Annotated in this window: 17 protein-coding genes; 8 read left to right on the top strand and 9 right to left on the bottom strand. The window is 31.5% G+C overall.

The window, feature by feature from the left end; all coding sequences use genetic code 11:
• Window position 1: 1 nt before the first annotated feature.
• Window positions 2-445, bottom strand: coding sequence for an Lrp/AsnC family transcriptional regulator (locus tag ACNG5D_RS04960; RefSeq protein ID WP_418182385.1), 444 nt, complete (start codon window positions 443-445; stop codon window positions 2-4).
• A gap of 123 nt (window positions 446-568) precedes the next feature.
• On the opposite strand from ACNG5D_RS04960, the gene ACNG5D_RS04955 reads away from it, so the two are divergent.
• On the top strand, window positions 569-964 hold the full coding sequence (locus ACNG5D_RS04955; protein WP_418182384.1) for a hypothetical protein: 396 nt from the start codon (window positions 569-571) through the stop codon (window positions 962-964).
• Window positions 965-970: 6 nt separating this feature from the next.
• Here the strand turns inward: ACNG5D_RS04955 and ACNG5D_RS04950 are convergent, their stop codons facing one another.
• Together ACNG5D_RS04950 and ACNG5D_RS04945 are read right to left on the bottom strand one after the other, a co-directional pair.
• Window positions 971-1,399, bottom strand: coding sequence for a hypothetical protein (locus tag ACNG5D_RS04950; protein WP_418182383.1), 429 nt, complete (start codon window positions 1,397-1,399; stop codon window positions 971-973).
• Between the two features lie 89 nt (window positions 1,400-1,488).
• Window positions 1,489-4,905, bottom strand: a complete 3,417-nt coding sequence (locus ACNG5D_RS04945) for a methylmalonyl-CoA mutase family protein (protein ID WP_418182382.1) — start codon at window positions 4,903-4,905, stop codon at window positions 1,489-1,491.
• Between the two features lie 145 nt (window positions 4,906-5,050).
• Between ACNG5D_RS04945 and purU the strand changes: the two genes are divergently transcribed.
• On the top strand, window positions 5,051-5,905 hold the full coding sequence (gene purU, locus ACNG5D_RS04940) for a formyltetrahydrofolate deformylase (protein WP_418182381.1): 855 nt from the start codon (window positions 5,051-5,053) through the stop codon (window positions 5,903-5,905).
• Between the two features lie 132 nt (window positions 5,906-6,037).
• Complete coding sequence (locus ACNG5D_RS04935) at window positions 6,038-7,135, top strand: OmpA family protein (RefSeq protein WP_418182380.1); 1,098 nt, start codon at window positions 6,038-6,040, stop codon at window positions 7,133-7,135.
• Between the two features lie 147 nt (window positions 7,136-7,282).
• Here ACNG5D_RS04935 and ACNG5D_RS04930 read toward each other — a convergent pair whose 3' ends face one another.
• Window positions 7,283-8,416, bottom strand: a complete 1,134-nt coding sequence (locus ACNG5D_RS04930; RefSeq protein WP_418182379.1) for a TlpA family protein disulfide reductase — start codon at window positions 8,414-8,416, stop codon at window positions 7,283-7,285.
• A 143-nt stretch (window positions 8,417-8,559) separates the two neighbouring features.
• On the opposite strand from ACNG5D_RS04930, the gene ACNG5D_RS04925 reads away from it, so the two are divergent.
• Together ACNG5D_RS04925 and ACNG5D_RS04920 are read left to right on the top strand one after the other, a co-directional pair.
• Window positions 8,560-9,264 (top strand): DUF4197 domain-containing protein, encoded by a 705-nt coding sequence (locus tag ACNG5D_RS04925; protein WP_418182378.1) that lies wholly within the window; start codon window positions 8,560-8,562, stop codon window positions 9,262-9,264.
• Between the two features lie 159 nt (window positions 9,265-9,423).
• Window positions 9,424-9,570 (top strand): hypothetical protein, encoded by a 147-nt coding sequence (locus ACNG5D_RS04920; protein ID WP_418182377.1) that lies wholly within the window; start codon window positions 9,424-9,426, stop codon window positions 9,568-9,570.
• Here the strand turns inward: ACNG5D_RS04920 and ACNG5D_RS04915 are convergent.
• From ACNG5D_RS04915 to ACNG5D_RS04895, 5 genes are all read right to left on the bottom strand, one after another.
• A complete protein-coding gene (locus ACNG5D_RS04915; protein WP_418182376.1) occupies window positions 9,527-10,339 on the bottom strand; it encodes an ABC transporter substrate-binding protein in 813 nt (270 codons plus the stop codon). The two genes, ACNG5D_RS04920 and ACNG5D_RS04915, sit on opposite strands and share 44 nt — an antisense overlap.
• A 14-nt stretch (window positions 10,340-10,353) precedes the next feature.
• Window positions 10,354-11,166 carry an orotidine-5'-phosphate decarboxylase gene (gene pyrF / locus ACNG5D_RS04910; protein WP_418182375.1) on the bottom strand — a complete coding sequence of 271 codons (813 nt, stop codon included), beginning with the start codon at window positions 11,164-11,166 and terminating at the stop codon, window positions 10,354-10,356.
• Window positions 11,167-11,176: 10 nt separating this feature from the next.
• Entirely contained in the window at window positions 11,177-12,253 is a 1,077-nt protein-coding gene (gene prfA, locus ACNG5D_RS04905; RefSeq protein WP_418182374.1) for a peptide chain release factor 1, read from the bottom strand.
• Between the two features lie 412 nt (window positions 12,254-12,665).
• Window positions 12,666-13,625, bottom strand: a complete 960-nt coding sequence (locus ACNG5D_RS04900) for a DUF3078 domain-containing protein (RefSeq protein ID WP_418182373.1) — start codon at window positions 13,623-13,625, stop codon at window positions 12,666-12,668.
• 70 nt (window positions 13,626-13,695) lie between these two features.
• Complete coding sequence (locus ACNG5D_RS04895; RefSeq protein WP_418182372.1) at window positions 13,696-14,874, bottom strand: AIR synthase related protein; 1,179 nt, start codon at window positions 14,872-14,874, stop codon at window positions 13,696-13,698.
• A gap of 246 nt (window positions 14,875-15,120) precedes the next feature.
• Here ACNG5D_RS04895 and ACNG5D_RS04890 point away from each other — a divergent pair, with 246 nt between their 5' ends.
• From ACNG5D_RS04890 to ACNG5D_RS04880, 3 genes are all read left to right on the top strand, one after another.
• Window positions 15,121-17,904 carry a TrlF family AAA-like ATPase gene (locus ACNG5D_RS04890; RefSeq protein ID WP_418182371.1) on the top strand — a complete coding sequence of 928 codons (2,784 nt, stop codon included), beginning with the start codon at window positions 15,121-15,123 and terminating at the stop codon, window positions 17,902-17,904.
• An 802-nt stretch (window positions 17,905-18,706) separates the two neighbouring features.
• The gene (locus ACNG5D_RS04885; RefSeq protein ID WP_418182370.1) at window positions 18,707-19,120 is read left to right on the top strand and encodes a VOC family protein; all 414 of its coding nucleotides are present in this window, start codon (window positions 18,707-18,709) and stop codon (window positions 19,118-19,120) included.
• Between the two features lie 200 nt (window positions 19,121-19,320).
• Window positions 19,321-19,923 (top strand): Crp/Fnr family transcriptional regulator, encoded by a 603-nt coding sequence (locus ACNG5D_RS04880; RefSeq protein WP_418182369.1) that lies wholly within the window; start codon window positions 19,321-19,323, stop codon window positions 19,921-19,923.
• The last annotated feature ends 38 nt before the right edge of the window (window positions 19,924-19,961 follow it).

Here is a 19,961-nt window from a genome sequence, read left to right as displayed (position 1 = left end):
ATTATTTTATTGGAATTACCTCTTTCTGTTTTACAACTCTAGACAAAACAATTTGAGTTTTAGACTCGCCATAACTAATAAGCTGATCTATAAAAGCCTCTAAGTGTTTTTGATTTTTTAAAACCACCTCCATTACAATATTCTCATCGCCAGTTATGCGGTAGCAATTAATAACCTCATCGTAAGTTTTTACTTTTTCTAAAAAGGGTTTTAATTTTCCCATAAAAGCACGCAAAGTTATTATAGCCTTAAATTGATAACCCAATTCATAAGGCGATACAATTGTATTATAGCCTTCAATAATACCAAGATCTTCCATTTTTTTTATACGCTCTGAAACTGCGGGCGAACTTATGCCGACTTGTCTACCAATTTCGGCATTAGACAGTCTTGCATTTTGTTGTAAACACTTTAAAATCTTTGTATTTATTGAATCTACACTCATTTAAAAGAAAATTAACTAAAAATAATTAAAAATTAAATCAAATATACATTTTTACCTTAAAATCTAAAGTAAAAAATAATTTCTTGTGAGTAATTTTGGTATAAAAGCTATTAGAAAAAGATTATGTTACACAATACCCCACCAAATCTATCGGATTTACCGGTTTATAAGAAGGCATTAGAGATTTTTGTCTTATCGCAAAGCATATCTACATACTTAAACCAAGACCTATCTCATTTAAAACCAGACGGTTCTGAAGACAACAATATTTACTTTTCTGGAGATATAATTCAGCAATCGGTTTCGTTAGTTCCTGAAATTTTAAATGCAGAAAGGGCTCGTTATTCTGATAGAAAGCATAGACATATTGCGTCTTTAAAAAAGCTTACAAACAAACTTTATAAAAACTCTTATAGATTAGAGCGCTCTAACAGTAACGGTAAAGACTTTTTACCAATTTTACGAAGTGAATTAAAAAAGTTTAAGAAGTTACAAAGCACATGGATGCTTACTTTATAATTGCCACTAAATTTTCTTAAATTTTTGAGCACAACCTTCTATACAAGAAAACCAAAGCACTAAACTTCCGTTGGCTTGCAAGTTAAAAAATACTTTTACATTACCTGAGCCACATGTATCTGGAGTTATTTCGCCATCAAAGGTTGTATCGGATACCTCATCACTTGTAACGGTAAATACACCTGTTTCTACATCTCCTATTTCTGAAGACATAAAACAGAAATCGCCATTTATTTTAACAGTTTCATCATTAAAAAACTCAATAATTCTCTGGCTTTCTACAGTTTGAAAATCTCCACTACCATCACCCGGATCAAAGTATTGCTCTATTAATTTCCATTTTCCAATAAGGCTAGTATTTGTAGTTGGCTTACTATCATCAGACGAGCACCCAAACATTAATAGAATGGATAATATAATTAAGTAACTTTTCATTTTTAAGATATAAGTTTTATTTAAAGATGATTAAATCTTAAAATGGTTGCGTAACCTATTTAATTAAAAAATAGGTTAGCACAATAAGGTTACATGTTTCTTCTATACTGTCCGCCTACTTCAAACAAAGCACTAGTAATTTGCCCTAGTGAGCATACTTTACATACATCCATTAAGGCTTCAAAAATATTTTCGTTATTAACAGCCTTGTTTTGCAATGCTTTTAACATCGCTTCAGTATTGTTGGTTTTATGAAGGTTTTTTAAAGTTTTAATTTGATTTTCTTTTTCTTCTTCTGTAGCTCTAATTACTTCGGCCGGCAAAACTGTTGGAGAGCCTTTACTACTTAAAAATGTATTTACACCTATAATTGGAAACTTTCCGTTATGCTTTAATGTTTCGTAATATAAACTTTCTTCTTGTATTTTAGAACGTTGATACATGGTTTCCATGGCTCCTAAAACACCGCCCCTCTCGGTAATTCTATCAAATTCTAACAACACAGCTTCTTCTACTAAATCGGTTAACTCTTCTATTATAAAAGAGCCTTGTATAGGATTTTCGTTTTTAGCAAGCCCTAATTCTTTATTTATAATAAGCTGAATGGCCATAGCACGACGTACAGACTCTTCGGTTGGTGTAGTAATAGCCTCGTCGTATGCATTTGTATGTAGCGAGTTACAGTTGTCGTAAATAGCATATAAGGCTTGTAAAGTTGTACGAATGTCGTTAAAATCTATTTCTTGAGCATGCAAACTTCTACCTGAGGTTTGAATATGGTATTTAAGCATTTGGGCTCTGGCATTTGCCCCGTATTTATGCTTCATGGCTTTTGCCCATATCTTTCTTGCTACACGCCCAATTACGGCATATTCTGGATCGATTCCGTTAGAGAAGAAAAACGACAGGTTTGGCCCAAATTTATTAATGTCCATACCGCGACTTAAATAATACTCTACATAAGTAAACCCATTAGATAAAGTTAGTGCTAATTGTGTTATTGGGTTAGCTCCTGCCTCGGCTATATGATATCCAGATATAGAAACCGAATAAAAATTACGTACATTATTTTCAATAAAATATTCTTGAACATCGCCCATTAATCGCAAAGCAAATTCGGTAGAAAAAATACAAGTGTTTTGAGCTTGATCTTCTTTTAAAATATCGGCTTGAACAGTTCCTCTTACTTGAGCAATGGTATTCTTTTTTATTTCGGCATAAACATTTTCTGGTAAAACCTGATCGCCAGTTACACCCAAAAGTAATAAGCCCAAACCGTTATTACCTTCTGGCAAATTACCATTGTATTTTGGGCGTTCTTTATCTTTATAAAGCTTAGCTATTTTAGTTTCTACCTCTTTTTCTAAACCATTTTCTTTTATATAAATTTCGCATTGCTGATCGATAGCGGCATTCATAAAAAAACCAAGTAACATTGGTGCTGGCCCATTAATGGTCATACTTACCGATGTTAATACATGCGCTAAATTAAAACCAGAATATAATTTTTTTGCATCATCTAAACAGCAAATAGAAACTCCTGCATTTCCAATTTTACCGTAAATATCTGGTCTATAATCTGGGTCGTTTCCATATAGTGTAACACTATCGAAAGCTGTAGATAAACGCTTAGCAGGAAGCCCTGCACTTACGTAATGAAAACGTTTATTTGTTCGCTCTGGTCCACCCTCGCCTGCAAACATTCTTGCGGGGTCTTCGCCAGTTCTTTTAAACGGATACAAACCAGATGTATATGGGAACTCTCCAGGAACATTTTCTTGTAAACACCATTTTAAAATATCGCCCCATGCTTGGTATTTTGGAAGCGCTACTTTAGGTATTTGAGTATGCGAAAGCGATTCTGTATGGGTTTCAATTTTTATTTCTTTATCTCTAACTTTAAATGAATATATAGGATTTTTATACGTATTCACTTTTTCATTCCACCCTATAATGACTTCCCAATTATAAGGGTTTAAATTTAGTTTTACTTTATCGAATTCTGCTATAAGCAATTTTGTAAAATCTGTATTTTCTGTTTTTACTTGCTTTAAAATATTGTCGTTAATTCCAGATTTATCTAACTCTGGTGTAACATGAGCAACAGATTCAATAGTTTTATAAATACCATAAAGTTTTTGAGCTACTTCTACTTGTTCTAAAGCTTTTTTATCGTAGGTTCTATTATTTTCGGCAATTTCAGATAAATAACGTGTTCGCGATGGTGGGATTACAAAAATCTTTTCACTCATTTCGCTTGAAATATTGAAAGCCGATTTTAATGTAGAATTTGCTTTTTCTACCAAAGTATCCATAACCGCTTTATACAAGGTATTCATTCCTGGGTCGTTAAATTGCGATGCAATAGTGCCATAAACTGGCAACTTTTCTTGCGGAATGTCCCAAAGGTTATTGTTACGCATGTATTGTTTTTTTACATCGCGTAAAGCATCAAGAGAGCCTCTTTTATCAAACTTGTTAATAGCCACCAAATCGGCAAAATCTAGCATATCAATTTTTTCTAATTGTGTTGCTGCACCAAATTCTGGTGTCATCACATATAATGACACGTTAGAGTGTTCTATAATCTCGGTATCTGATTGCCCAATACCAGAAGTTTCAAGAATAATTAAATCGTACTCTGCTGCTTTTAAAACCTCTACAGCTTCGTTAACATGTTTAGATAATGCTAAATTGGATTGTCGAGTTGCTAAACTACGCATGTATACTCTGGAATTGTTTATAGAATTCATTCTAATTCTATCACCTAATAAAGCACCTCCTGTTTTTCTTTTAGAAGGATCGACCGAAATTATACCAACCGTTTTCTCAGGAAAATCGATTAAAAAACGCCTTACCAGCTCATCAACCAAACTAGATTTTCCTGCGCCACCTGTTCCTGTAATTCCTAATACAGGAGTTTTAGATGTTTTATTTTTAGCATGAATATCATCTAAAGTTTGTTTTGCTTTTTCAGGAAAATTTTCGGCCGCCGAAATAACTCGTGCTATCTCTTTAGGGTTTTTATTTTTAAGTGATTTCACATCAACATTCAATTCATTTCCAATAGCAAAATCAGATTGTTTAACCAAATCGTTAATCATGCCTTGCAATCCCATTTCTCTACCATCATCTGGCGAATAAATTCTAGAAATTCCATGCGCCATTAATGCCTTTATCTCTGATGGCAAAATAACACCACCACCGCCGCCAAAAATTTTAATATGCTCGGCTCCTTTTTCTTTTAAAAGATCAAACATATATTTGAAGTATTCGTTATGCCCCCCTTGGTATGAGGTTAAACATATGGCATTTACATCTTCTTGAATGGCCGTATTTACAACCTCCTCTACGCTTCTATCGTGCCCTAAGTGAATAACTTCTACACCTGTTGCCTGAATAATACGACGCATAATATTAATTGAAGCATCGTGCCCATCGAAAAGAGATGCTGCGGTTACAATTCTAACTTTATACTTTGGTTTGTATGGTGCCTGTTGGTTCATTCGTAAAGATTATTGAATTTTAGTAGCGCAATTTACGAAATATTCAAAAAATTACCCTATTTACAGCAAATTATATAAAATTTAAATCTTAGCTATTGCTTGTATCAATTTTAAGCTAAATTTAGCGCAAAATAACATTCATTTTATGAACAAAATTACCATTTTAATACACTGTAAAGATAGACCCAATATAATTGCTTCTGTTACCAACTTTATAGCTAAATCTGGTGGCAATATTGTTTATATAGACCAACATGTAGATAGAGAGCAGAATATCTTTTTTATGCGTTTAGAAAGTGAGTTTGCTTTAAAATCTTTTTCTACAATTAACTTTAAATCTGCTTTTAAAAATGATTTAGCTGATAAGTTTGAAATGAAATGGCGAATTTATTCTTCAGAAAAAAAGCCAAAAATGGCTTTATTTATTTCTAAATACGACCATTGTTTGTACGACTTATTAGGACGTTACAACTCTGGAGAATTAAATTTAGAAATTCCTTTTATAATAAGCAACCATTTAGATTTAAAACCAATAGCCGATAGTTTTAAAATTCCGTTTTACCATATTCCTGTAACAAAAGACACCAAAGCAGAAGCAGAACATAAACAGCTAGAACTTTTACAAAAACATAACATCGATTTTATAGTACTAGCTAGATACATGCAAATAATTTCTAGCAAACTTATTAATATATACCCCAATAAAATTATTAATATTCACCATTCGTTTTTACCTGCTTTTGTTGGCGCAAAACCTTATCATTCTGCTTATAAACGTGGTGTAAAAATTATTGGAGCCACCAGCCATTATGTTACTGAAGAGTTAGATGCTGGCCCTATTATAGAACAAGATGTAACAAGAGTAACTCATGCACACGCTATTACAGATTTAATTACTAAAGGTAGAGATTTAGAAAAAATTGTTTTAGCAAACGCCGTTAAACTACATGCAGACAGAAAAGTAATGGTATTTAATAACAAAACAGTTATCTTCTCGTAACCTTTATTTTAAGGTTTTTTAATGTTCATAGAATAAAATTTACCATTAACATTTGTTAATATTGTGACCAATCCATTTTTTGTGTGTCTTACAAATGTGGAAATATTAACCATTAACTAAATTTTAATTTTTATGAAAACAAATTTATTTTTAAGCCTAACTTTTTTATTAGGTCTAGGTTTTGCTAAAGCTCAAAACTTACCGTCAAGCCCAGAACCAGGAAAATGTTATGTAAAGTGTATTACTAAAGATGAGTTTAAAGATGTTCAAGAAACAATAGAAGTTTATCCTGCTTACACAAAATTAGAGATTGTACCTGCAACATACAAAACTGTTGAAGAACGTGTACTTATTAAAGAAGCATCTAAAAAATTAGTATATGTTCCTGCTGTATACGAAACTGTAGAAGTTCCTTACACAAAAAAAGAAGGAAGAAGCGATTTAAACATTATTCCTGCTACTTTTGGCACAAACTCAAGAACGTTTGAAACTTACCCAGCTACTTCTGGATGGGAATACAAAGAAACTGCTTGTGACTCTCCAAACAAAGAAGATTGTATGGTGGCTTGTTTTGTTGGATATCCAGCACAATACAGAGACGTATCTTTTACTACTTTAGCTAAAGATGCTACTGTAACAAACACACCTGTTAGGGAAGTTTCTGGAACTTACACTAAAAAAGTAGTTAAAACTCCAGCGCGTATGGATCAAATTGATATTCCAGCTGAGTATGCTACAATTAAGCGCCAAGTATTAGCTACTTCTGCTACTACAAGAAGCGTAACTGTGCCTGCAAAATCGCAAACTGTTACAAGAACTGTTTTAGCTAAAAAAGGTGGAATTACGACTTGGGAAGAAGTTGATTGCGGATTATTTGATGCTAACGTTTTACCAATTTTTTACGAATTAGGTAGCGCGCGTATTACTCCTGCTTCAAAGAAAATTATAGACGAAACTTTATTACCTTTATTAAACAGCAAGCCTGTAAATATTGAGTTAATGTCTCATACAGACTCTAGAGGTAATGATGATTTTAACATGTCGTTATCACAACAACGTGCAAATTCTGTTGTAAACTACTTAGTATCTAAAGGGATTTCTAGAAGTCGTTTATCGGCTAGAGGATTTGGTGAAACTAGATTAGTAAACCGTTGTTCTAATGGCGTTGAGTGTTCTGAAAACCAACACCAAAAAAATAGAAGAACCGAATTTAGAGTTTTACAAAACTAATTCGATTTTTACTATAAATCATTTATAATTATTTAAAAGCCTGTGAAATAATTTCACAGGCTTTTTTATTTTAACAATGCACTTTCTATTAGCACATTAAACAGACTTATGTATTAAAACTTCTTAATAATAACATACAACCCTCCTCTAAAAAAAGCCTCTTTTAGTTATTACATACTGCTTATATTTTACATTTTGTTTAACAACATCAATACCATAACTATCCCACATTCCAGACACCATTAAATCAAAATACTTATAATGTATATCCCAATCGTGCAAACGCTTTACATCAATATTTTCGTGCTGCATAACTATTGGCAAGTCCAACAAATTTATAAGCTTGTATTTTATTTCTTCTAAACTCACATTATCGGCTTGTATTTCAGAATCGCCAATTAAAAATCTAGGCGTATCTGGTCCCCAATTAATTTGTTTATCATCCCAAAAACGGGGTTCTTTAATATTAAACACTAGTGCTTGCCCTTCTATTTCTTTATCATTAAGTTTTAATCTTAATTTTTTTAAAACCGTTTTTGTTTTATCAAAATAAGCACGAGAATTTAATTTAAAGCGCATTTCGTATGGTTTATTTAAATCGTCAGGGATGTTAATTTGATTTTCATGACCATTTAATGTATAAGCCAAAATGGCTTTTAAATTCCCTTTAATTCCTAAATAAGATGTATGTTTTTCAATGCTTAGTTTACTATTATCTTCAATTAAATTAAGAGGTATTATTTTAAAATCCTCCTCTTGTTCGGGAGCTTCAACCACCTCAATTTTTTCATAAGTTTTTAACTTAATTATATCTGAAACACCAATACTTTTGGGATTCTTATTCAAAAAACCACCAATTTGATAGCCTTTTAAATCTGCCGGATGTCCTTTCCATAATTCTTCTCCATTAGCATTATACAATATTCCGTATGGTAAACTTCTTATGCTATTTTTTTTAAACGTTTCGCCTTCATAATCTATAGCAACAGCCAATCTAGATGGATGCTTTAACATAAAACGCTTTACTAAATCTGGGCTTTCTTTAGTTAATGAAAGAACATAAAAATTATTAGGATACTGCTCCTGCAAAGTCTCTAAGTATTTTGACACATGAATACATGGTCCACACCAAGTGGCCCAAAAATCTATAAAATAAAGCTTATTACTGTCTTGCTTAGCTATAGCCGAAGGTTGAATGGATTCTGAAATATTTATTTGTCCGTATGTAAACACCGAACTTAAAAACCATAATAAATAGAACGTAATTTTATGAAATTTCATTTTAATAGATACTTAAAAGCTTAATTATATTGCCAAATACTTAACAAGTATTGTGCTAAAATAGTATTTTAATAAATATAACTTTAATAACAATTTGTTTTGCAAACAAAATATATATTTGCTTAAATATAAAACCCAAAATCATGATACGTAAATTTTTAGCTGTTTTTTTAATACTAAATTTAACCGCTTGTGCAGAGCTACAACAAGTTGTAAACCAACTACCACAAGGTGGCACCATTGGCAATACAGAAATAGCTTCTGGTTTAAGGCAAGCACTAGACTTCGGGATAGATAAACAAGTTACTAAACTTACACAAAAAGATGGTTTTTTTAAAAATGAATTGGTTAAAATATTATTGCCCGAAGAACTACGAAAAGTTGATAAAGCCCTAAGAGATATAGGCTTAAACAAATTAGCAGACGAAGGTTTAAAGGTGCTTAATAGAGCTGCCGAAGATGCCGTAAAAGAAGCAACACCCATTTTTATTGATGCTGTAAAAGGGATTACTTTTAATGATGCTAAAAATATTTTATTAGGAAATAATGATGCTGCCACTCAATATTTAACATTAAAAACTAAAGATGCTCTTTATGCTAAATTTAATCCTGTTATTAATAACTCATTTAGTAAAGTTGGTGCAGATAAAATTTGGAACAACTTAATTAATAAATACAACAGTATTCCTTTTACCAACAATGTAAACCCAGATTTAACAGATTATGTAACAGGCGAAGCTTTAAAAGGTGTTTATACCATGATTGCTGTTGAAGAAAAAGATATAAGAACAAAACTATCGTCTAGAACCACAGATTTACTAAAAAAAGTATTTGCACTTCAAGATTAAAAACCAAATACAAAATATGTTAAACCGAATATTTTTATTCGGTTTTTTTATACCAAAATACAGAACAAAACATTACACTTTATTTAATAATTCTTTAACGTTTCAATTACATCTAAACGAGCTAATTATACGTACTTTAAGTATAAAAAAGAGAATGTTATGAACGCACAATTTTGTAGAGTTGGTAAAATAAAACCAAACTTAAGTAAAGTAATTAGTTTGAAAGAATTAGAAAAGCGTATTGCTAACTTTGTTGACGATACTAGTAAGATAGATTTTTCTGAAGATTTAAACGCAGCTTTTTAAAATAAGCAAAAGCTTTAGTAAGTCTAGAGCCATACCAAGAAAACATTTCGCCATCAACCAACATTACAGTTGCATTGGGAAATATTTCTTGCAACTCCTTTTTATGAGAATCTTTAAACGGAAAAGGTTCTGATGAAAGGAATATAACCTCTACACGCCTATTTTCTTCAGTATTATTTAGGTTAATTTCTGGATAACGTGCTTTATTTAAAAACACATTATTAAACTTATTTAACGCTAATAAATAATTAATAAAAGTATTATTTCCTGCAACCATCCACGGATTTTTCCAGATAAAATACATCGCATTTAAGCTGTTATAATGCTTAATAAAGACATTAAATTTCTCAGCTTCATTTTTAATTTTATTTACAATAATTTTAGCTAAAGGTTCTGTATTAAAAATTGCTCCGTATTGTAAAATAAGCTCCAAACTATCTTCTATATTAAAAATATCTGAAACATGAACCAAGCAAATTAATTGACAAGCTTCAACAATCTCTTTTGTGTTTTCTTCCTTGTTACAAAGAATAATATCGGGTTGCAAAGCCTTTATTTTATCAAGGTTAATTTGTTTGGTACCACCAACTACCATAACCTTTGTTTTAATATGGTGCGGATGCACACAAAACTTGGTAACACCAACTAAATTAGCCTCTAAACCTAAATCGCAAAGTAACTCGGTTTGACTTGGCACTAATGAAATTATGCGTTTTGGTGTTTTATTAAAATGAAGTGTTCTTTCTAACTGATCTTTAAAAATCTTCATTTTAATAGATGTTATTACCCTAAAATGGCTTCCATTTCTTTTTGAAGTGTTTCTGCTTTATGGGCTGCAGCTTTAGCAAAATCATTTTCATTAGAAGCATAAATAATACCTCTTGAAGAATTAATTAACAGCCCTACATCATTATTCATACCATATTTACAAACGTCTTGTAAATTTCCGCCTTGAGCGCCAACGCCCGGAACCAATAGAAAACTGTTAGGAATAATAGTTCTAATATCTGCTAAATACTCGGCTTTAGTTGCGCCTACTACATACATTAAGTTTTCGGCATTATCCCAAGATTTTGAGGTTTCTAATACCTGTTTATACACTTCTTTTCCATCAATTTCTTTAGTTTGAAAATCGAATGCGCCTTGGTTTGATGTTAAGGCTAGCATTATAGTGTGCTTATCTTTAAAAGCTAAAAATGGCTCAACAGAATCTTTCCCCATATATGGAGCAACAGTAACCGAATCGAAAGCTAAATCTTCAAAAAAAGCCTTGGCATACATGGTACTAGTATTACCAATATCGCCACGTTTAGCATCAGCTATAGTAAATATTTCTGGATGGTTTTCGTTTAAATAGTTTATTGTTTTCTCTAAAGCTTGCCATCCTTTTAAGCCATAAGCCTCGTAAAATGCTGTATTTGGCTTATAGGCAACACATAAATGATGTGTAGCATCTATTATAGCTTTATTGAAAGCAAAAATAGGATCGGGTTCGTTTAAAAGATGCTTTGGTATTTTATTTAAATCGACATCCAATCCAATACAAAGAAAGGATTTCTTTTTTTTAATTTCCTGTACAAGTTGTTGTGTAGTCACGCAGTAAGTTTTAAATTACATCATTATTAGCCTTTAACTTTTCAGTATTTTCGGCTAATTGTAATTCATCAATAATTTTTTGAATATCGCCATTTACAATGTTAGATAAATCGTAAAGTGTTAATCCAATTCTATGATCGGTTACACGCCCTTGAGGGTAATTGTAGGTTCTAATTTTAGCACTTCTATCTCCACTTGTTACCATGGTGCCACGTAAAGCAGCATCTTCTTCCATTTTTTTGGCAAGCTCTAAATCGTATAAACGCGAGCGTAATACTTTAAATGCTTTTTCTTTATTTTTATGTTGCGATTTTTGGTCTTGACATTGTGCCACCAAACCTGTTGGTTCGTGTGTTAATCTTACGGCAGAATATGTGGTGTTTACCGATTGCCCTCCTGGACCAGACGAACAGAAAAAATCTATCCTTACATCTTTGGGGTTTATTTCTACATCAAACTCTTCGGCTTCTGGAAACACCATTACTGTTGCTGCACTTGTATGTACACGGCCTTGCGTTTCGGTTTGTGGTACACGTTGTACACGGTGTACACCAGCTTCAAACTTTAACGTACCATAAACATCTTCTCCAGAAACTTCAAACTGAATTTCTTTAAATCCTCCATTTGTACCTTCACTAAAATCTACAGTATCAACTCTCCAGCCTTTGCTTTCGCAATATTTGGTATACATTCTAAATAAATCTCCTGCAAAAATACTAGCTTCATCTCCACCAGTTCCGGCACGTAACTCTACCACTGCATTTTTAGAATCTTCTGGGTCTTTTGGTATTAATAGTACTTTTATTTCTTCTTCTAGCGCAGGAATACCTTCTTTAGCTTCATCGTATTGCATTTTAGCCATATCTACCATTTCGGCATCACTTCCATCTGCAATTATTTCTTCAGCCTCGGCCAAATTATTGGTAAGTTCTATATATTGCTCGCGTTTTTCCATAAGAATTCGCAAGTCTTTATACTCTCTATTTAGTGCTACGTAACGTTTTTGGTCGCTAATAATATCGGGTTGGATTATTAAATCGCTAACCTCATCAAATCGTTGTTTTACTATTTGTAATTTCTCTAACATCTGCCTTTTTTAATTGGAAATCAAAAATACGATAATTTATGAATTTATAAAGGCTGCACACCTTAGTAATGTGGGTTAATTGAAAATATTTTTAAACAATTATCGTTATTCTAGATACTTATGCAACAACTGTTATCCATATTATTGTTTTATAGACCTTTTATAATCTGGTCTTTAATTATTAATATGGTATTTTCTTTTTTGAAGTTTAATGTAAGTCTTATTGTGGCTTCTAAACTATTATTAGTGTTTTTATTATGGCATGTTTTTAACGAAACACATGCAAAACGCAAATTGCTTTTTTATAAAAAATTGGGTGTACCTGCAATAAAATTATTTACTTTATTATTTATTGTTGACTTGATTTTAAGTATTCCTTTTTTAATAATTTTAAAAGAGTTTACTTAAACGATTAAAAATCTACAGCAAAGCCAACACCTAAAAACTGTTTCCATTGCACTTTGGCTCCTGCTTCGTCAAACTCGCCTTCTACTTCTGTTGGCACTTGAGTTTTCACATCATCATCGTATCTTATATGCGAGCCTAAGGTTGCTCTAACAAACGAGTTTACTTTAAAATCGAAATCGATTCTCCAATCTAAATCTAGGTTACCAAAATTATTCACATAATCGGAATATAAACTTACTTGATTTTTTAGGTTTATATTTTCAATTAGCTCCATTTCATAGCTATTGGTAACTAAAACTCCTACTTCTTTTCTAAATTGTTCGCCAGGAATAATAACATTTCCATCGTCATCTAAAACTGCTGGAGTAACCCCAAAAGAGCCTGCGTTTGCGAGGTCTTCATCTAAAACAATAGTTGCTTTTAAGGTTAATGGCGAAAAGTAAAAAGATACCTTATCTATATTTTTACCGTATTCCATTCCGCCTCCAAAAAACAAATAACCAGGCGCTAATAATCTTGAAATGGGTTCGTTTTTATTTGGATAATTATATCCGTTAGTTAATTGGGTTCTAAAATTTAATCTTGCCGAATAAAACCAATTAGACTCTCCATCTGGGTTATACCCTACATTAGAGTTAAGCTCGAACAAATCGTCTGTTTTTCTAGTTTCTCTTGCTTCTTGTTTATTTATACCATAACGAACAGATACGTTATTTTTCCAATTAAAAAATTTATCGCTATAATTAAATGAAGATACCAACCCTAATAACCCAGATATAGACGTGCTACCACCAGAATTCCAATTGGTAAAAGATACTTGATTTATATCTACTGTGGCTTTATTTTTTTGTTTCCATTGTGGCCCTTTATATTTTTCTTTTTTTTCTTTTATGAAAAGTGAATCGGGCTGAGCATTTGAAAATAGAAAGCAGAGGGACACTAAAAATAACAGTAAATACTTCATAATTGTTTGGTTAATTTAAAAATATTTTTAACATCAAAAACTATTCCGTTTTAATGAAATTAAAAAATAATTAATAATTAAACTCTCCAAACTCCGATTTTATTGTAAGTTTTTTGGCTTTTGATGCTTCTACTCTACCAATTATTTTAGCATTTACATTAAATGACTTAGAAATTTCGATAATATTTTCTGCTATTTCTGCAGACACATAAAGCTCCATTCTATGCCCACAGTTAAATACCTGATACATTTCTTTCCAATCTGTTTTTGATTGTTCTTGTATTAATTTAAAAAGCGGCGGAATTGGAAACATATTATCTTTTACAATATGAAACTGATCGACAAAATGAAGAATTTTAGTTTGCGCTCCGCCAGAACAATGCACCATACCATGTATAGTATTGCTATTATATTTCGATAATATTTCTTTAATTATTGGTGCGTAGGTTCGTGTTGGAGACAGTACTAACTTACCAGCATCGATAGGAGAATTATTAACACTGTCGGTTAGTTTAACGCCGCCCGAATACACTAAAGCTTCTGGAACCGAGGCATCGAAACTTTCTGGATATTTTTCTGCTAAATATTTATTAAACACATCGTGACGCGCAGACGTTAACCCATTGCTTCCCATGCCGCCATTATACTCTTTTTCGTAAGTGGCTTGCCCAAAACTTTCTAGACCAACTATAACATCGCCAGCTTTAATGTTTGCATTATCTATAACATCGGTACGTTTCATTCGGGCTGTAACTGTAGAGTCTACAATTATGGTTCTTACCAAATCGCCAACATCGGCCGTTTCGCCACCTGTAGAATGTATGGTTACTCCAAAAGATTTTAAATCTTGCAGCAACTCTTCTGTGCCGTTAATAATTGCAGAAAGCACTTCGCCCGGAATTAAGTTTTTATTCCGTCCTATGGTTGAAGATAACATAATATTATCTGTAGCTCCAACACAAAGTAAATCGTCAATATTCATAATTAAGGCATCTTGTGCAATACCTTTCCATACCGAAATATCGCCAGTTTCTTTCCAGTACATATATGCTAAAGACGATTTTGTTCCTGCACCATCGGCATGCATAATTAAACAATAATCATCGTTATTGGTTAAATAATCTGGAACTATTTTACAAAATGCTTTTGGGAATAATCCTTTATCTATATTTTTAATAGCATTGTGTACATCTTCTTTTGATGCCGAAACACCTCGTTGCGCATAACGTTTAGAAACTTCTTGACTCATAATGTTGTATTGTATTGCAAAAGTAAAGTAATATTTTAAAATTAATGGGCATTAATTAAAATATGACAGATGTTTTATTAACGGGTTTTAAACCAATATAAAAACGCTTTAATTACGTAAGAAAATTAACTATATTTACAGAATAACAACAAACAAACACCTATTACACCCTAACATATTTACAGGATATATGTAATAAAAGTTATTATATAACGTGTTGTACTGCATTAAAGAAAAATTGAACATATGAGTAATAATTACCCTAAAGGTTCTGAATGGAGAATTTGGGATTTACATATCCACACACCAGGAACGAAAAAGAACGACCAGTTTACAGGTGCAACTCTTGAAGAGAAATGGGATAATTATGTTACTTCAATTAATGATTCTAACAAAGAAATTTCTGTACTTGGAATAACGGATTATTTCAGTATTGAAAACTACTTCAAATTTAAAAAATTACAAACGGACGAGAAAATAACAAAATCATTTGACCTTGTTTTACCAAATATTGAGTTAAGAGTTTTGCCTGTGACAGGTTCTGCAACACCAATCAACTTACATTGTATTTTTAATAATAAAATAGATTCTGAAATTGAAACAAGATTTTTAGCAAAACTCAAGTTCACAAATTCAAACAGCAGTTATTCGGCAACCAAACAAGAACTGATAAGGTTTGGGAAAGACCATTCTAATAATCAAACATTGGATGAAGAAACAGCATATAAAAAAGGTGTCGAGCAATTTGTAATTACATTAGATTCACTCGATTCAATATTTAAAAATGACCGAAAACTAAAAGAGAACACAATAATTATAGCTTCCAATAAGAGTACTGATGGTGTTACAGGGATTGTAAAACACGAAGATTTTTTCATTAATAAAAATGAATCACAATTAGATGCTACTCGCCAAAGTTTATACCAATTTTCAGATGCAATATTCTCGTCAAACGAAAGAGATAGAAATTATTTTATAGGTAAAAGTGCTGATGATGAACAAACAGTAATACGAAAATGTGGGTCGTTAAAACCTTGCTTTCACGGCTGTGACGCTCATTCAAACGACAAAATATTCAATCCTGATGATAATAGGTATTGTTGGATTAAAGCTGACCCAACTTTTGACGGATTAATACAAATTCTTTATGAACCAGAGGAAAGAATCAAAATTTCTGATAAAAATCCAATTCTTGAATTTGACAAACCTTACATTTCTAACATTAAGTTTAAAAGTAATTTGAGTGTCTTTCAAGACGAAGATGATTTAAACTTTTTACAAAATGAAGGCATTCCATTAAATCAAAACTTAGTTACTATAATTGGTGGTCGTGGAGAAGGTAAAAGTATGCTTACGGATTATGTAGCCAGTAGCTTCATAGGTCAAGAACATTCAAAGGAAGGAGTTTTTAATAAAAATGGAGAAGTAAATTTATCATACCATAAATCCAACCAGTCAGAAGATGACATAATAAATTTTGACCTAACCGAAGACAAAAAAGCAGTAGAGTTTATTTATATAAATCAAGGGCGTTTAAAAACTTTAGTAGAGAAAAAGGACAAACAATTTCAACTTGCTAATTCTATAAGAAAACTTGCGCAACTAAAAGAACCAGAATTTGACAAGGAACTTGATAAACAAATATTAGATGCGTTACAAAATTTCCACGAATTGAATCGGTTTTTTGGTGCAAAAGATGAAGAAGGTAATCTAATCAATTCAATCGAGTATTTAGAAAGTCAAGAAAAAGCGATTAATGATTTTATAAGCAATATTACAACAAGTGAAAATAAAGATAAATTAGAAAAATACTCTGAAAACCTTAGGAACAGAAACAATTTAAACTCTAAACTAAAAGAATTAAATGAATTAGAGATAAGCCTAAATAATTCAATTGAGGAACTGAATCAAGAAATCAGTAGGATTAACGGTGAGGCCTCGAAAATCTCACTAATTGAATTAAATACTTTAAAGAAACAATTTGATGAAATAGTTGCTTGGAAGGCTGAATTACAAAAAGAGGTTGAAAATATTTCTGTTATTATTTCAGCTGTAAAAGAAGAATTTAAAGACTATAAAGGTGACTTAACAACATTACTGAACGACATAGATAAATTTCAGAAAAACCTATCAGAAATACGCGAGAAGATTGCAGTTTCTAAATCAAAAAGCGAACAATTAACGAAACTTAAAAAGAAGATATTCTTTTCAGACTCAGAACATAATTCGCTTATTGATAAAATTAAGGCAGACTATGAATCACAAGTTTCTGAATTGGTAAAAAATTGGGATGAATTCAAAGATGTAGATTCTAAAGAAAGATTAAATCCTTCTCAAAAAGCTATTATGAAAAATCTACTAACAGACCTTGAAATAGAGGTCAAAATAGATTTTGACATTGAAAAATTTTACAGCTTAATCTATCATTCCATAGATGGTGCAAAATGGAGAATCAAAGGGAATATAGAGGCACAAAAAAATGCGTTTGAGATTACCAATTTAGATTCCTTTTATGCCTTTCTAAAAACCAAATATCAAGGTTTTTATGAAAGCGACAACATTCATAGTAAAACCCTTAAAAATATATTCTTTAAAGAATCTGAACGTAAACAGTATTTAAAAGTATTCCCAATTCTTAAATACAAAGGAAAAGATTTAAATAAAATTTCAGTTGGTCAAAAAGGAACGGTCTATTTAAAAATGATGCTTGCAACAGAAGCATTTTCTAAACCAATCATATTTGACCAGCCAGAGGATGATTTAGATAATGAGTTTATAATGCAGAATTTAATATCCTTATTCAAGGAATTGAAACAATATAGACAAGTAATTATTGTAACACATAATGCAAATTTAGTTGTAAACGCTGATGCGGAACAAGTAATTGTTGCCTCAAATTTAGACGGAGAATTAAATTATGTTTCGGGCAGTTTAGAGAATCAATTGATTAATTCAAAAATTTGTCAAATCCTTGAAGGTGGAGAAATCGCTTTTGAAAAACGAAGAAGGAAATACCAGCAAATCCAATAATAACGCAGTACAACAATGTATATAAAAAATAGGCGAAACAGTAATAATATCAACGGTTTTAGCTCGTATCAAAGTTCTTGCTTAACCGAAAGTTTTGTGCTTCGAAATCGCCTACTTTTCATATACTAAACGTTGTGTGTAATGTATCAAATCAAGAAAATGAGATATATAATTTTAAATTTTCTGCTCTTTTTCTGCTTTCTGAATTCTTTCGGACAGGAGATAAAAAAAGTTACTTTAGAATATAAACATCCTTATAACAACGAATTTGCTTACCTGAAAATTGAATTGACAAAAAAGCGCAAAGGACTGCTATATTTCTTCCGTTAGACTTGAAAAAAAAGAGCTTGTGGATTTTGTTAAAAACTCAAACAAAATGCTTTCAAAGAAAAGCATTGACTGTAATTCTTATAATTCAATAACCGAATTGATTGCCGATTTTGACAAGAGCTAGCCAAATAAATTACTCGGATTTTCTGATCTTCAAGACCCAAGACAATTTAAATTGGAATTCGTCACGGATAGCGGAATTGAAAAATACGAATCCATTATCGGACAAAGCTTTAAAACGAATGACATTGCTTTAAAAAAGTTTAATGCTATCATTAAAGAGATTCTGACTAAAGCAAACTATAAATGGAGAAAAATATTATAAAAAACACTACACACAACAACATGTATAATTAATTGCTAGTTCTCGCCTACTTGAAAAATCCATACGTAATTTCATTACACTCATTTTTGTTTACTAAATTAGTTGCTCAAACAAGTTACCTACAAACCGAACAAAAAAATTAATGTTATGAGTGCATTTCACTTCGCTTTTAAAGTAAAAGACATTGAATCTACCCGAAAATTCTATATAGACATTTTAGAATGTAAAGAAGGAAGATCAACCGAATCTTGGATTGATTTTAACTTTTTCGACAATCAACTATCTGCTCACGTAAGTAATGATTTTCCTAAATTAGATTATTGTGGAAAAGTAGATGGAATAAGCGTACCAATACCTCATTTCGGGTGTTTATTGGATAAAAAAACTTTTATTAGAATTCAAGAGAAATTAGAATCTGAAAAGATTGATTTTGTAGTTAAACCACAAACAAGATACAAGGGAAAAGTAGGAGAACAAATGACAATGTTTGTTTTTGACTTTAGTGGAAATCCATTAGAATTCAAATCATTTTCTAACAACAAAGAGGTGTTTTCTGAATAAAAAGCCAGCAGGCTACAATGGATATAATTCATAAACAGATTTCTTAGCAAAATAATTGCCAATCTTCTCAGGCTTTTTATCTTTTATATTTGCTAACTTTAGTACTTAAACTAGCGACTAATTATATTTAAGAATATTACAAAACATAATAAAATACCTTGAATAACTGATGTATATAATAAATTCAAATAATATCTTAATTGAATCATAAAAGATCACACATATTAATACTCAAAAACATAGCCAGGTTTATCGATTTAACCGAGTTAGAAAAGCAAAAGTATATGTCTTTGCTTACAGCAATAAAAGTACAGAAGAAGGCATTTTTAATGCAAGCAGGAGATATTACAAAGTATGAGTACTTCATTACCAAGGGGTGCTTAAAAGTATATACTTTAGATGTAGATGGCGCACCACATATTTCTATGTTTGCGGTTGAAGATTATTGGACAGGCGATATGGCAAGTTTTATAACCAAGCAACCATCACATTATTTTATTAAAGCTACTGAAGACTCAGAATTACTAGGCATCTCTAGGGCTAACTACGATTTACTGCTTCAAGAAATACCCAAATTTGAAAAATTCTATCGCATATTATATCAAAGGTCGCTCATAAGCTATATTAGGCGTTCTAACCTTGGTATCTCTTTAACCGCTGAAGAAAGATATATCGAATTCAAAAAGAAATACCCACATATTATCAATAGAATTACCCAAAAAGACTTAGCAGCTTATATTGGCATTACGCCAGAGTTTATGAGTAAAATTATTTCAAAAGTCAATAGAACACCAAAGTCTTAAACTAGTTCATTTTTTTTCATGTGTTCCTTTTGGAATTT

This window comes from Algibacter ulvanivorans, assembly GCF_048381495.1.
Lineage (GTDB): Bacteria > Bacteroidota > Bacteroidia > Flavobacteriales > Flavobacteriaceae > Algibacter_B > Algibacter_B ulvanivorans.
Note: the sequence above shows the minus strand (reverse complement) of the source record. Positions and strands in the feature narration are given on the sequence as shown.